Annotated in this window: 13 protein-coding genes; 7 read left to right on the top strand and 6 right to left on the bottom strand. The window is 71.5% G+C overall.

Features of this window, described 5'->3' with window-relative positions:
* From CEG14_RS10180 to CEG14_RS10160, 5 genes are all read left to right on the top strand, one after another.
* A complete protein-coding gene (locus CEG14_RS10180; protein WP_094826258.1) occupies positions 1 to 771 on the top strand; it encodes an ABC transporter ATP-binding protein in 771 nt (256 codons plus the stop codon).
* Positions 768 to 1643 carry an ABC transporter permease gene (locus CEG14_RS10175; RefSeq protein WP_094826257.1) on the top strand — a complete coding sequence of 292 codons (876 nt, stop codon included), beginning with the start codon at positions 768 to 770 and terminating at the stop codon, positions 1641 to 1643. The genes CEG14_RS10180 and CEG14_RS10175 overlap by 4 nt, the downstream gene beginning before the upstream one ends.
* On the top strand, positions 1643 to 3319 hold the full coding sequence (locus CEG14_RS10170; protein ID WP_179280619.1) for an amidohydrolase: 1677 nt from the start codon (positions 1643 to 1645) through the stop codon (positions 3317 to 3319). Before CEG14_RS10175 ends, CEG14_RS10170 begins: the two co-directional genes overlap by 1 nt.
* Positions 3320 to 3525: 206 nt before the next feature.
* Complete coding sequence (locus tag CEG14_RS10165) at positions 3526 to 4443, top strand: proline iminopeptidase-family hydrolase (RefSeq protein WP_256985630.1); 918 nt, start codon at positions 3526 to 3528, stop codon at positions 4441 to 4443.
* Positions 4440 to 5864, top strand: coding sequence for an APC family permease (locus CEG14_RS10160; RefSeq protein ID WP_094826256.1), 1425 nt, complete (start codon positions 4440 to 4442; stop codon positions 5862 to 5864). Before CEG14_RS10165 ends, CEG14_RS10160 begins: the two co-directional genes overlap by 4 nt.
* 102 nt (positions 5865 to 5966) lie before the next feature.
* Here the strand turns inward: CEG14_RS10160 and CEG14_RS10155 are convergent, their stop codons facing one another.
* From CEG14_RS10155 to CEG14_RS10145, 3 genes are all read right to left on the bottom strand, one after another.
* The gene (locus CEG14_RS10155; RefSeq protein ID WP_094826255.1) at positions 5967 to 6302 is read right to left on the bottom strand and encodes a 4Fe-4S dicluster domain-containing protein; all 336 of its coding nucleotides are present in this window, start codon (positions 6300 to 6302) and stop codon (positions 5967 to 5969) included.
* A complete protein-coding gene (locus CEG14_RS10150) occupies positions 6299 to 7927 on the bottom strand; it encodes an FAD-dependent oxidoreductase (protein WP_094826254.1) in 1629 nt (542 codons plus the stop codon). Before CEG14_RS10150 ends, CEG14_RS10155 begins: the two co-directional genes overlap by 4 nt.
* 217 nt (positions 7928 to 8144) lie before the next feature.
* The gene (locus CEG14_RS10145) at positions 8145 to 8630 is read right to left on the bottom strand and encodes an Lrp/AsnC family transcriptional regulator (protein ID WP_094826253.1); all 486 of its coding nucleotides are present in this window, start codon (positions 8628 to 8630) and stop codon (positions 8145 to 8147) included.
* A 105-nt stretch (positions 8631 to 8735) separates the two neighbouring features.
* Between CEG14_RS10145 and CEG14_RS10140 the strand changes: the two genes are divergently transcribed.
* The gene (locus tag CEG14_RS10140) at positions 8736 to 9887 is read left to right on the top strand and encodes a cystathionine beta-lyase (RefSeq protein ID WP_094826252.1); all 1152 of its coding nucleotides are present in this window, start codon (positions 8736 to 8738) and stop codon (positions 9885 to 9887) included.
* 70 nt (positions 9888 to 9957) lie between these two features.
* Here the strand turns inward: CEG14_RS10140 and CEG14_RS10135 are convergent, their stop codons facing one another.
* Positions 9958 to 10587 (bottom strand): NAD(P)H-binding protein, encoded by a 630-nt coding sequence (locus CEG14_RS10135; RefSeq protein ID WP_094826251.1) that lies wholly within the window; start codon positions 10585 to 10587, stop codon positions 9958 to 9960.
* Between the two features lie 196 nt (positions 10588 to 10783).
* Here CEG14_RS10135 and CEG14_RS10130 point away from each other — a divergent pair, with 196 nt between their 5' ends.
* Positions 10784 to 11890, top strand: a complete 1107-nt coding sequence (locus tag CEG14_RS10130; protein ID WP_094826250.1) for a flavodoxin family protein — start codon at positions 10784 to 10786, stop codon at positions 11888 to 11890.
* Here CEG14_RS10130 and CEG14_RS10125 read toward each other — a convergent pair whose 3' ends face one another.
* Both CEG14_RS10125 and CEG14_RS10120 read right to left on the bottom strand, forming a co-directional pair.
* On the bottom strand, positions 11891 to 12859 hold the full coding sequence (locus CEG14_RS10125) for a tripartite tricarboxylate transporter substrate-binding protein (protein ID WP_094826249.1): 969 nt from the start codon (positions 12857 to 12859) through the stop codon (positions 11891 to 11893).
* A 125-nt stretch (positions 12860 to 12984) separates the two neighbouring features.
* Positions 12985 to 13842 carry an NAD(P)-dependent oxidoreductase gene (locus tag CEG14_RS10120; RefSeq protein WP_094826248.1) on the bottom strand — a complete coding sequence of 286 codons (858 nt, stop codon included), beginning with the start codon at positions 13840 to 13842 and terminating at the stop codon, positions 12985 to 12987.
* Positions 13843 to 13851 lie beyond the last annotated feature (9 nt).

The raw sequence follows: 13851 nt of genomic DNA, 5'->3' as shown, positions 1-13851 counted from the left end.
ATGGCCGCGCTGATCGAGTTCGACCGGGTCTCGCAGTTCTTCGCGACCCGGGGCGATGCCCCCGCGCAGGCGCTGCACGACGTGTCGCTGCAGGTGCAGGCCGGCGAGTTCGTCTGTCTCATCGGCCCGTCCGGCTGCGGCAAGACCACGCTGTTGCACCTGCTGGCAGGCTTTCTGCAGCCCACCGAGGGCACGGTGGCCTTCCACGGCGCGGCCGTGACGCGGCCCGGGCCCGAGCGCGGCGTGGTGTTCCAGGAATACGCGCTGTTTCCGTGGATGACCGCGCGCCAGAACGTGGAGTTCGGGTTGCGCGCGCAATCGGTGCCGGCCGGCGAACGCCGCGAGCGGGCGCTCGCCGCGCTGCGCCGGGTCGGCCTCGCCCACGCGGCCGAACGCTATCCGCATGAGCTCTCGGGCGGCATGCGCCAGCGCATCGCGGTGGCGCGGTCGCTGGTGGTCGAACCGAAGGTGCTGCTGATGGACGAGCCCTTCGCGGCCGTGGACGCCATGACGCGCGCCACGCTGCAGCAGGACCTGCTGCGCCTGTGGCAGGAAACCGGCGTGTCGGTGCTGTTCGTCACGCACAACATCGACGAGGCGATCTTCCTGGCGCAGCGCGCCGTCGTCATGGCGCCGCACCCCGGCACGCTCGCGGCCGACATCGCCATCGACCTGCCTTACCCGCGCCAGCGCGGCTCGCTCGAGTTCGCGCGCTACTACAACCAGATCGAGGCCGCGCTTGCGGCCGGCACCCACAGGCACGCCGCATGAGCACGCTGATCCTGGACCGCGACGATCCCGCGGCCGCCACGCCCGCCGCGCCTGGCACCAACCCGGTGGCCGCACGCTTCCAGCGCGAGCATCTGCGGCGCGAGCGCGCCCGCCGCCACCGCCGGCTGTGGCTGAACGTCGCCGGCATCGTGCTGTTTCTCGCGGCCTGGGAGGCCATCCCGCACCTGCTGCCCTGGATGAACCCGGCCTTGTTCCCGCCGCCATCGCGCGTGCTGCAGGCCGCCCTGCCCCTGATCGCGTCCGGCGAGCTCGCCCACCACATCGGCGCCAGCCTGGCGCGCGCGGCGGGCGGCTTCTCCATTGCCCTGGTGCTCGGCATCACGGCGGGCTTTCTCACCGCGCGCATCGAGACGCTGCACCACCTCAGCGAGCCGGTGCTGCACGGCTTTCGCTCGGTGCCGTCGCTGGCCGTGGTGCCGCTGGCGGTACTGTGGTTCGGCATCGGCGAGCTGCCCAAGGTCGCCCTGATCGCCTGGGGCGCGTTCTTCCCGATCTGGATCACCACCTTCATCGGCATCCGCGATACCCACATCGTCTATCTGCGCTCCGCCGCCGCCCTGGGCGCCGGCCGCGTGCGCACGCTGTTCCTGGTGATTCTGCCCGCCGCCCTGCCCTTCATCCTGGCCGGCGTGCGCCAGGCCATCGCGGTTTCGCTGATCGTGCTGGTCGCGGCCGAGCTGTCCGGCTCCACCCATGGCATCGCCTACATGATGTCGCTGGGCCACCAGCTGTTCCAGGTCGAGATCATGTTCATCGGCCTGGTGCTGCTCGGTGCCTTCGGCTTCATCGCCGACCGCCTCTTCGTGTGGGCCGTCAAGCGGCTGTTCCCGTGGTACCAGAGCGTGTCGTGATGCGGGCGCCGGCCGACCTGGTGCTGCACAACGCGCGCATCCACACCTTCCACCCGGATCATCCGGAGGCCCACGCCATCGCGCTGCGCGACGGCCGCGTGGCCGCCTATGACGAGGCCGCGCTGGCGCTGCGCGGCGCCGGCGTGCGCGCGCTCGACCTCGACGGCGCCGCGGTCATCCCGGGATTCAACGACACCCACGCCCACATGGAGCGCGAGGGGCTCAAGCACCTGCGGCCCTCGCTGGCGCACGCGCGCAGCGTGGCCGACGTGCTCGACGTGGTGCGGGCCCAGGCGCGCATCACGCCCCGCGGCGAATACATCGTGACCATGCCGGTGGGCACGCCGCCGCATTACTTCACCGGGCCGGCGACGCTGGCCGAGGGCCGCCTGCCCAGCCGCGCGGAGCTGGATGCCGCGGCGCCCGACCATCCGGTCTACATCCCGGCACCGTTCGGCAACTGGGGCCGCCCGCCCGGCCATGCCGCGCTCAACAGCCTGGCGCTGGCCCGCAACGGCCTGCGTCCCGACAGCACGGCGCGCTGCCGCGGCATCGAGCTCGGCCGTGACGCCGCGGGCGCGCTCACGGGCCAGATCATCGAACACAACAACCGGCCGGCGCTCGAGTTCGACCTGCTGGCGGACGTGCCGCGCTTCGGCTTTGCCGAGCGCCTGAAGGCGCTCAGGCTGTCGCAGGCGCTGTATCACGCCCAGGGCACGACCAGCATCTACGAAGGCCACGGCAGCGCGCCCGAGACCATCGCCGTGTACCGGCAACTGTGGGAGGACGGTGAGCTCACCATGCGCACCGGCCTCGTGCTCAGCCCGAGCTGGGGCGACCTGGACGAAGCCGCACGCGCCTTGCGCGACTGGTCGGCCACCGCGCGCGGGCGTGGCCTGGGCGACGGCTGGCTGCGCGTGAGCGGGGTGCACATCGCCTACGGCGGCGACCCCACCGTGGCCTGCTGCGCGCGCGCCAACCTGCCCGACACCGGCTGGTCGGGCTTCGTCGAGCAGGCCGTGACGCCGGCCGATTTTCGCGCCCTGTGCTGGCTCGCCGCCGAACACGACCTGCGCGTGAACGTGATCGTGTCGGACCAGTTGCACGAGATCCTGCCGGTGCTGCGCGAGATCGATGCGCGCTTTGCGCTGGCGCCGCGCCGCTGGGTGGTGCAGCACATCGCCCGCGCCCGGCGCGACGACCTCGCCGCGCTCAAGGCGCTCGGCGTACTGGTCACCACCATTCCCACCTATTTCCTGTGGAAAGGCGGCGCGGCGTATCTCGACGAGCCCGACGGCGGCGACGCGGTGGTCGCGCATGCCACCATGCTCGAGCTCGGCCTGCCGCTGTCCCTGGCCACCGACAACATTCCCTACGATCCCTTCTTCACGCTGTGGGTCGCGGCCGCGCGCCAGGAACGCATCACGGGCCGCCGCATCGGCGCGCGCCAGGCGCTCGCGCCCCGCGACGCGCTGCACGCCTTCACCGTGGCCGGCGCCCGGCTCACCTTCGACGAGGACTGGAAGGGGCCGCTCGCGCCCGGCTATGCCGCCGACCTGGCGGTGCTGAGCCAGGATCCGCTGGCCGCGCCCGTGGCCGACTGGCGCGAGGTGTCGTGCCGGCTCACGGTAGTGGGCGGCCGGGTGGTCCACGATGCCGACGGCAGGCTCGCCTGAAGCGCGCCGCCGGCCCGTTGCACGCGCAACCTCTCCGCGCATCCTGAATCACTGCGCATCGAAAAGTTTTCGAGCGGGTCCGATTCTCCGCGCGACTTCCCCTCGTTGTCCCTAGGTTCGCATTGACACGCAAGGCCCCACCGAAAAGGATGTGCGGCGATCGCCCATCAGGCGGTCGCCAACGTTCAATCGGATAGGAGACAACCTTGCCCGTCATCACTGAACATCATGTGCCGTTCAACCACGGACACACCTGGGTGCGCCTCACGCATCCGGACACGCCGGTGGCCGGCGCGCATCCGCTCGTCGTGCTGCATGGCGGCCCGGGCTTCGCGCACGACTACCTGCGCAACCTCGCGGCCCTGGCCGACAGCACCGGCCGGCCGGTCGTGCACTACGACCAGCATGGCTGCGGCCGATCCACCCATCGTCCCGACGCGCCGCCCGACTACTGGACGCCCGAACTCTTCATCCGCGAGTTCCACGCCGTGCTGGACGCGCTCGGCATCCGACGCGCCCATGTGCTGGGCCATTCCTGGGGCGGCATGCTGGGTGCCGAGATCGCGGCCACGCAGGCGCCGCAGGTGGTCTCGCTGTCCTTGTGCAACACGCTGGCCGCCCTGCCGCTCTGGATCGAGGCCGCCCGCACGCTGCGCGCCGCGCTGCCGGCCGAGGTGCGCGAGGTGCTCGAGCATCACGAGGCCGAAGGCAGCCTCGACCATCCCGACTACCTCGCGGCGGCGCGCGAATACGACCGCCGCCACGTGGTGCGGATGCCGGAGTATCCGCCCGACTATGCCGATTCGGTGGCCCGCGTCGAGGCCGACCCGACCGTCTACCACACCATGAACGGCCCCAACGAGTTCCATGTGATCGGCACGCTGAAAGACTGGAGCATCATCGACCGGCTGTCGCGCATCGCGGTGCCCACGCTGGTGGTGGCCGGCGAGTTCGACGAGGCCCAGCCCATCGTGTGGCAGCCCTTTCTCGATCACGTGGCCGACGTGCGCGCGGTCGTGATCCCGGGCGCCAGCCACTGCTCGCACCTCGAATACCCGGAGACGTTCCAGGAGATCATCGGCGCCTTCATCGGCCGCCACGACGCGCACCCGGAGGCCGCATGAACGAACCCAAGACCCCGGTCGGCGCCGCCGATCCCCTCAGCCAGTTCGGCTACAAGCAGGAGCTGTCGCGCTCCATGTCCACCGGCGACCTGTTGATCTACGGCCTGATCTTCATGTTGCCGATTGCCCCGTGGGCCATCTTCGGCGAGGTCTACAACCTGTCCAAGGGCATGGTGCCGCTGGTCTACCTGCTGGGCGCCACCGCCATGATCTTCACGGCGCTGAGTTATTCGCAGATGGCGCGCGCCTTTCCGCTGGCGGGCGGCGTGTTCAGCTATGTCGGCCGCGGCATCAACCCGGCCATCGGCTTTTTCGCCGGCTGGCTCATGCTGCTCGACTACCTGCTCACGCCCACCCTGCTCTACATCATGGCGGCCGAGTCGATGGTCGGCATCCTGCCCGGCACGCCGCGCTGGCTGTGGGGCGTGCTGTTCGTGGTGGTGAACGCGGCGATCAACCTCTCGGGCGTGACGTCGCTCAAGCGAATGAACCGGGTCATGCTCGTGATCGAACTCGCGTTCGTCGCGGCCTTCATCGGGATCGCGGTGGCGGGCCTGATGGGACACACCTTGCCGCAGGCCGCGTGGTCCACCGCGCCGCTCTGGAATCCCGAGCACGTCACGCCCGCGCTGGTCGCCTCGGCGCTGTCGATCGCCGTGCTGAGCTTCCTGGGCTTCGACGGCATCGCCACCATGGCCGAGGAGTCCACCGGCGGCGCCCGCTCGCCCGGCCGCGCCATGGTGTACAGCCTGCTCATCATCGGCGTGCTGTTCGTCGCGCAGACCTGGCTGGCCTCGCTGCTGGCCGGCCCCTACGCCGCGGTACCCGACGACCGGATCGCCAACTTCTTCTTCGAGCCCATCCGCGCCATCGCCGGCACCGGCATCGTCAACGCGTTCTTCCTGTGCAACGTGGTCGCCATCGGCATCGCCAACTCGCTGGCGGCGCAGGCGGCCACCAGCCGCCTCGTCTACTCGATGGCGCGCGACCGCAAGCTGCCGGCCTTCCTCGCCCACGTCAACCGGCGCAAGGTGCCGAGCGCGGCCATCCTCACCGTGGCCGGCATCTCCACCGTGCTGGTGATCGCGGCGGCGGGCGAGATCGGCATGATGAGCGCGATGGTCAACTTCGGCGCGCTCAGCGCCTTCGCCGTGCTACATCTCGCCGTGATGTGGTACTACCTGCGCAAGCAGGGCTCGCGGCGCTGGCTCAGCCACCTGCTGTTGCCGGTGATCGGCTTCGTCATCATTGCCTACGTGCTGATGAATGCCGGCGTGATGGCGCAGATCACCGGCGGGATCTGGCTCGTGATCGGCATCGCGGTGTTCTTCCTGCAGCGCGGCGGCAGCGGCGGCGCGCGCGTCGAAGCGGATGCCGCCCCCGCGGCCCAGGCGCTGGCGCCGACAGGCCCGGCGGGCTGACGCGGGCGGGCAAGCGGCCCCGCGCGCGCCGCGGCCTGGCAGGCGCGGCGCGCGCCCGCCGGGCCACGCGTCGCGCCTCGTCGGTCTGGCGGCGCTCGGCCGCTACTTCGCCGGGCCGCCGCCCAACAGGCGGAACGACTGGTCGCCGCCCCGCAGCGCGCGCGTGTCGCGGCTCCAGCCGATGCCGCGGCGGTAGCTGCCCAGCACCCCGCTCGCGACCAGGGCGGCCTCGTCGACCGCCTCGGGCGCGTCGGCATTGGGCGACACGTACATCGCATCCTCCGGGCACCAGGCCTCGCACATGAAGCAGGTCTGACAGGCATCCTGGCGCGCGATCACCGGCGCGGCCCCCGCGACGAGGTCGAACACGTTCACGGGGCAAACGCGCACGCAGATGTTGCAGCCGGTGCAGCGGTCTGCGCTGATGAGCTCGATCATGCCGCCAGCCTCCTGTCCTGCGATGCCAGGGCCGCGTCGGGCGCGCAGGCTTGCGGCCGCACCCAGACCTCGTCCAGTCCGCCCGAGCTCAGGTGATGGTATTGCGCGGCATCCTGCTCGAGGAAGTCGTAGCGCTTGTGCATGCCGCGGCTCTCGCGGCGCGCCAGCGCGCTGCGGTACATCCAGCGCGCCGTGGCCAGCATGGCCGCGCCTTCGCGCGCCGCCAGCACGCTGCCCGCATCGGCCGGCCCGCTCGCGCGCAGGGCGTGCCACTGCGCATCGAGCCGCGCGGCACTGGCCTCCAGCACCTCGCCGGTGCGGAAATAGTTGTGTTCGAACGGCATGACCTCGGCCTGCACCGCACGCACCAGCGCCGTCGCGTCGACCGGGTGCGCGCCGCGGCCACGCAGCGCCGCCACGCCGGCGCCCTGCGTCGCGCCGCGCTCGCCCGGCTGCTGCAGCGCATAGTCGGCCGCGCCCGTGCCGGCGAAGCTGCCCGAGGAGATCGCCCAGGCGGCATTGTGGCTGCCGCCGCCGGTGAAGCCGCCGCAGATCGGTTCGCGCGTGGCCGCATCGCCCGCGGCATAAAGGCCGGCCACGGAGGTGCTGCAGTCCGGCCCGGTCAGGCGCAGGCCGCCGGTGCCGCGCACCGTGCCCTCGAGCCGCAGGGTGACGGCAAAGCGGTCGGCAAACGGATCGATGCCGCTGCGGTCGAACGGCAGGAAGAAGTTCGGCTGGGCCGCGCGCATTGCCGCGGCCGTGGCCGCATCGGCGCGGTCGAGCCGGGCATAGACCTTCTGGCGCAGCAGTTCGCGCGCGATCACCGAGCGCCCGCCCTTGGACGCCGCCCCGGGGATCGGCACGCCGTCGGCGTCGGTGAACGTCGCCCAGTTGTAGAACAGCGTCTTGGTGACCGAGCCGAACTCGGGCGCGATGGCGTAGGCGTTGGAGAACTCCATGCCCGACAGCTCCGCGCCCAGCTCGGCCGCCATCAACAGCCCGTCTCCGGTCAGCACGTTGCAGCCCAGGGCGCGGCTCAGGAAGGCGCAGCCGCCGGTGGCGATCACCACTGCGCGTGCGCGCACCTCCCAGCGGCCGCCGCGCTGGCGGTCGATGCCGGCGGCGCCGGCCACCGCCCCCGCCGCATCGCGCAGCAGCTCCAGCGCCGGGCTGTGATCGAGGATACGGGCGCCGGCCTGCTTGACCTGCTTGCGCATCAGGCGCATGTATTCCGGGCCCTGCAGGGAGTTGCGGCGCGACACGCCGCCCTCGTCGTCGGGAAACGGATAGCCCCATTCGGCCAGCGTGTTGATGCCGTCCCAGGTCTGGTCGAGCACGCGCCGCATCCACGCGGCCGAGGCGAGCCGTCCGCCCATTTCGTAGCGGCTCGCCATGGCGGCGGCGCGCCGCGCGGGATCGGGTTCGACGTACCAGACAGCGGTGCCGGCCGCCGCGGTGGCGCCCGAGGCGCCGCAGTAGCCCTTGTCGGCCAGCACCACGCTCGTGCCCGCCTGGGCCGCGCTGATCGCCGCCCACGTGCCGGCCGGGCCGCCCCCGATCACCAGCACGTCGGCGTCGTAGCCGCTCTCCGTGCTGCCTTCGATGCGTCTGCGTGTGACTGCCATGTTGCCGCTCCTCGCCTGATCCGACAAAGTGAGGATGGTAGGCGGCGCGCCGCGCGGCGCGAACGAAGGATCGGCGATTTGCAAATGCGCCGCGCCCGTGTCCGGGGCGGCGCGGTGAGCTGCCCAGCGTCGCGCGGCCGCGCCGCGGCAAGCGTGTCGCGCCACACCTGGCGCCGGCAACCCGCGCAGCGAGAGGCGCGGCTGCGCCGCGATCCGTTCAGCGGCTGGCGGCCGCCGGCAGGGGCACGTGCAGGGTCGCCTTGACGCGCTCCAGGACCACGATGGTGCGAAACCACTTCACGTTGGGATTGTCGTGGAACAGCCGCTGCGCCAGCGCCTGGAACACCGTCATGCTCGGCACCGTGAGCACCAGCAGGAAGTCGGCGTCGCCGGTCACGTAATAGCACTGCTGGATCTCCGGCCCGGAGAACGCGCGCTTCATCAGCTCGAGGTCGGCCGATTGGGTGCGGTCCGCATGCACCTCGACCACCAGGGTGATGACCTGCCCCAGCTTCTCCGGGTCGATCACGCTCGCGTCGGCCTGGATGAAACCCGCCTGCTTCAGGCGCTGGATGCGGCGTTGCACCGAGGCGGTGGACAGATGCACGCGCTGCGCCAGCGCGCGCAGCGGCAGGCTGTTGTCCTGCTGCAGCACGTCCAGCAGGGCGAGATCGAAGGCGTCGGGCAGGTTGGCCGGTTTCATGTGAGAAATTTTCTCATATCAAGGGAGTAATACGGGGCCACTTCTCGGTGTCGACGCAATAAAGTGCGGCCGATACCGCCCATTCCTTTCCTTACGGAGTTTTCGATGCATTGGCGCACCCGACTCGTCCAGCCCCAGGCGCTCGCCCCCGCTGACTTCAAATCCCTGACGGTGCCCACGCACCGCGCCTCGACGGTACTGTTCGAGCGCCAGGCCGACGTGCGCGACGGCTGGCGCCAGGACGAGCACGGCTATACCTATGGCGTGTACGGCACGCCCACCGCCCTCGAGCTCGGCGCCCGCATCGCGCAGCTGGAAAAGGCGCACCACACCTTCGTGGTGCCGGGCGGCCAGGCCGCGATCGCGCTGGTCTACCTTGCCCTGGGTCGCGCCGGCAGCCACGTGCTCGTGCCGCACAGCGCCTATGGCCCCAACCTCAAGCTCGCGCGCGGCATGCTGGAACGCTTCGGCGTGACGATCGAGGGCTACGATCCGCTGATCGGCGCCGGCATCGCCGACCTGATCCGCGCCGACACCGCGCTGGTCTGGACCGAAAGCCCCGGCTCGGTCACGATGGAGATCCAGGACGTGCCGGCGATCTGCGCCGCGGCGCACGCGCGCGGCGTGCCGGTGGCGCTCGACAACACCTACGCCGCCGGCGTGCTGTTCGACGCCTTTGCGCACGGCGTGGACATCAGCATACAGGCGCTGACCAAATACGTGGGCGGCCACAGCGATCTGTTGCTGGGCACCGTTTCCGTCGCCACGGCCGAGCTCAAGACCCGGCTGGGCGATGCCCACCAGCAGCTCGGCCTGGCCGTGTCGCCCGACGACTGCAACCTCGCGCTGCGCGGCCTGCAGACGCTGGCGCTGCGGCTCGACCACCTGGAACGCGCCACCCTCGAAATCGCGCGATGGTTGCGCGAGCAACCGCAGATCGAGGCGGTGTATCACCCGGCCCTGCCCGGCAGCCCGGGCCACGAGATCTGGGCGCGCGACTTCACCGGCTCGGCCAGCGTGTTTTCCATCCTGTTCAAGCCCGACTACGACGCCGCGCGGGTGGCGGGCTTCATCGACGCGCTGCAGCTGTTCAGGATCGGCATGAGCTGGGGCGGCGTGACGAGCCTGGCCCTGTCGTATCCCGAACTCAAGCGCCCCCATCGCGATTATGCCGGCCGGCTGGTGCGGCTGAACATCGGGCTCGAGGCGGTCGACGAGCTGATCGCGGACCTGGCCCAGGCGCTCGCGCGCGTGTAGGCGCGGGTGGGACAAGCGGCGCGCGGCAAGCGGCAGGCGGCAGGCGCATCGCGGCCTGCGGGCTGCGCGCTCAGGTCAGCGTGTCGGCCGTGATGACGTGCACGCCCGGCCGCGCCTGCACCGCGGCCTCGAGCAGCGCAGCCGCGATGCGCGGCGCCGGATTCAGGCGCCAGCGGGCCGGCAACACCGGGCCGAGCGCGCCCAGCAGCCCCTGCATGATCCGCTCGCCGGCGCGAAATTCCTCGCGCCGGCCGCCGATCAGGCCCGGCCGCACGAAGGTCAGCGAGGCAAAGCCCTCCGCCTGCAGGTCGCGCTCGAGCTCGCCCTTGACGCGGTTGTAGAAAAAGCGCGACCCGGCATCCGCGCCGATCGCCGAGTTCAGCACGTAGACCGGCGTGCCGGCGGCCCGGGCCAGGCGTGCCACGGCCAGCGGGTAGTCATGGTCGACGCGGCGAAACGCGGCCTGCGAGCCCGCCGTCCGGATCGTGGTGCCCAGCGTGCACACCACCGCGTCGGCCTGCCACCAGGGCGCGTCCGGCGGCAACGACGCGTAGTCGACCTGCGGCGCCAGCAGCCGCGACGCCTGTGGCAGTGCCCGGCGCACCGGCGCCGTCACCTGTGTGATCCGCGCATCGGCCAGCGCCAGCCGCAGCACGTGGCTGCCAACCAGCCCGGTCGCTCCCACCAGCAACAATCGCATCTCCCGCCCCTCCGGATGGCGCGGGCCCGGCCCGCCGTCTCGCCAACTTAGCACGCGGCGCCCGTCGGCGAAGCCGCGTCGTGCCGCCGCCCGTGGTGCCGGCACGACGCGTCCCTGGCTCGGCACAGTTGCTCTCGGCATCACCGGGCATGGTGCTTGCGCGGCCGCACTGCACCATCCGGACCAGGAGCCCGCCATGTCCCACCCGCCGCCCAATGCGCCGTCCGCGCCCGATCTCGAACCGCGCAAGGGCCAGTATTCCGGCAAGCTGCCGCGCGCGGTGTTTCGCGAGCGCTTCCTGCGGCGCTTCTACGACCCGGCCTTCCGCAGCGAAGATGCGGCGCTCGCCCGGCTCGAACAGATCGCCTGGGACGCCTACCAGGACAGCCGCAAGGCGCCGATCACGGTCCGGGCCGGCCCGGGCTATGCCGATCCGGACCATGCGCTGTCGGTGGAGTGGAAGGCCGCGCGCGACCGGCTCGAACAGGCGGCGCTGCGCCAGCGCGATCCGCAGACGCCCGCGCGCGTGCTCGTGATCAACGGGGCGGCGCGCAACGACGGCACCTGTCCGGGCGAGGCCTCCAAGAGCTGGCGCTTCGCCGGCCTGGTGCGCGAGACCCTCGAGGCGGCCGGCGTCGAAGCCGACATGCTCGACCTCAGCCGGCTGGTGGCCGAATACCAGTACGAGATCCACCCCTGCAAGGGCTGCGTGTCCACGGCCATGCCGCTGTGCCACTGGCCCTGCAGCTGCTATCCCAATCACTCGCTCGGGCAGAGCAACGATGCGATGAACGGCATCTATGAACAATGGGTGGCGGCGCACGGCGTGATCCTGATCGCGCCGACCTACTGGTATCAGTCGCCCAGCCCGCTCAAGCTCATGATCGACCGGCTCGTCTGCGCCGACGGCGGCAACCCCGATCCGACCACCACGCACGGCAAGGACGCGGTGCGCGCGAAACAGGTGGAACTCGATGGCTGGCACTATCCCAAGCATTTGGCCGGCCGGGCCTACGGGTTGATCGTGCATGGCGACGTGGCCGGTATCGAGGGCCAGCGCCGCGCCCTGTCCGACTGGCTCGACTGGATGGGCCTGGTCGATGCCGGCGCCGCGGCGCGGCTCGACCGCTACATCGGCTACTACCGGCCCTATGCCACCAGCCACGCCGATCTCGACGCCGACACCGCGGTGCAGGAAGAGGCGCGCAACGTGACGCGCGCCATGATCCGCTGCGTGCCGCGCCTGCGTGCGGGCGAGCTCACCCCGCCCGACGCCACCCTCACCGATCCGCGGCCCAAGTGATCACTGCGGCTTCACGCCCGTGGCCTTGACCACCTCGGCCCAGCGCCGGGTCTCGGCCGCGGTATACGTCTGCAATGCCTGCGGCGTCTGGCTCGCCGCCGGCGGGATCAGCACGGCCATGTCGGTCAGGCGTTTCGCGGTCGCGGGATCGGCCAGCACCGCCCGCACCGCCTGGTTCAGCCGCTCCACCGCCGCCGCCGGCGTGCCCTTGGGCACGTAGAAGCCGTGCCACACCGACAGCTCGAAGTCCGGCAGCCCGGCCTGCGCAAAAGTCGGCACCTCGGGCAAGGCGGGCAAGCGTTCGCGGGTCGCCACCGCATAGGGTTTGAGCGCGCCCGACTGGATGTGCGGCAGCGTCGCCACCGGCTGGTCGCAGATCAGGTCGACGTTGCCGGCCACCAGGTCTTGCAGCGCCGGGCCGGTGCCGCGATAAGGCACGAGCGTCGCCTGCGCCCGGGCGGTATGGGTGAACAGCAGCGCGCACAGGTGCGAGGTCGCGCCCACCCCCGCATGCGAGAAATTCACCGCGTTCGGCTCGGCCCGCATGGCCTGGATCAGGGCCTGCACCGAATCGGGCGCGAAGTTCTTGTTGCGCACCAGGATCATCGGCACCTCGCCGGCGGGCGCCACCGCCTGCAGGTCGCGCGTCACGTCATACGGCAGCCGGGCGTACAGCGCGGGCGCGGAGGCCACGGCCATGTTGTGCAACAGCACGGTATAGCCGTCGGGCTGGGCCCGCACCACCCGCGTGGTGCCGATGGTGCCGCCGGCCCCGCCGGCGTTCTCGACCACCACGGGCTGGCCCAGCTGGCGGCCCAGGCCGTCGGCCAGCACCCGCGCCAGCACGTCGGTCGAACCGCCCGGCGCGTAGGGCACCACTACCGTGATCGCGCGGTCGGGCCAGGCCTGCGCCGCGCCGCAGGCGAGCGCCAGCACGCCCGCGGCGCAGGCTTGAAAAATGCGTTGCATGAGTTGTCTCCTCGATTGGCCGACAGGCGCGTAAGCCCGCCGGACGAGCGCGGCCGCGCGGCATCCTCTGCGGGACACGCGTCACGGCAACGCGATTGGAATGGAATGAAGGCGTTCGGCGCCGCTCAGACCACGTAGCGGTACAGCTCGGTGTGGTCGGCGGCCGGGCCCAGTTCGGCCGACGCGTCGCGCGTGTAGGCCGAGACCTGCTGCGCGAGCCGCATCGGCTGGCCCAGCACCGGACCCAGCGCGGCCGCGATGCCCACGTCCTTGGCCTGCAGCGCCAGCGAGAAACCCGAATTGAAGGCGCCGTTCAGCATGAACTGGTGCGCCTTGTTCTCGGTGGTGTTGTTCCTGCCGGTCGAGGCGTTGATCACGTCCACCACGGTGGCGGCGTCGATGCCGAAGGCCGCCCCGGCATGGATGGCTTCGGCCGTGGCGATCATGGCGGCCGCCGACACGTAGTTGTTGAGCGCCTTGAGCGCGTGGCCCGCACCCACCGGGCCGACGTAGGTGATGGCCTGGCCCAGCACCGCAAGCAGGGGCCGCTGGCGCTCGAACAGCGCCGGGTCGCCGCCCGCCATGATGGCGAGCGTGCCGGCCACGGCCTTCTTCACGCCGCCGGAGACCGGTGCGTCGAGCAGGCCCAGCCCGCGCGCGGCCAGCCGCGCCGCCAGCGCCCGGGTGCGATGCGGATCGGCCGAGCTCATGTCGATCACGCAGGCGCCCGCGGGCAGATGGGAAGCCAGCCCGTCGACCACCGCGTCCACGATGTCGGAGTTGGGCAGCATCGTGAACACCACGTCGCAGGCCGCGAAGGCGGCCGCGTCGGGCGCGCGCACGACATCGGCGTGCGCGGCGGCGAACGCCGCCTCGGTGGCCGGGTTGACATCCTGCACCACCAGCCGGTGGCCGGCCTCGTGCAGCAGGTGTGCCATGGGCGTGCCCATCATGCCCAGGCCGATGAATCCTATCGTGCGCATCTCATGCCC

Origin of the sequence: Bordetella genomosp. 1, assembly GCF_002261335.1 — a bacterium.
GTDB lineage: Bacteria > Pseudomonadota > Gammaproteobacteria > Burkholderiales > Burkholderiaceae_B > Bordetella.
Note: the sequence above shows the minus strand (reverse complement) of the source record. Positions and strands in the feature narration are given on the sequence as shown.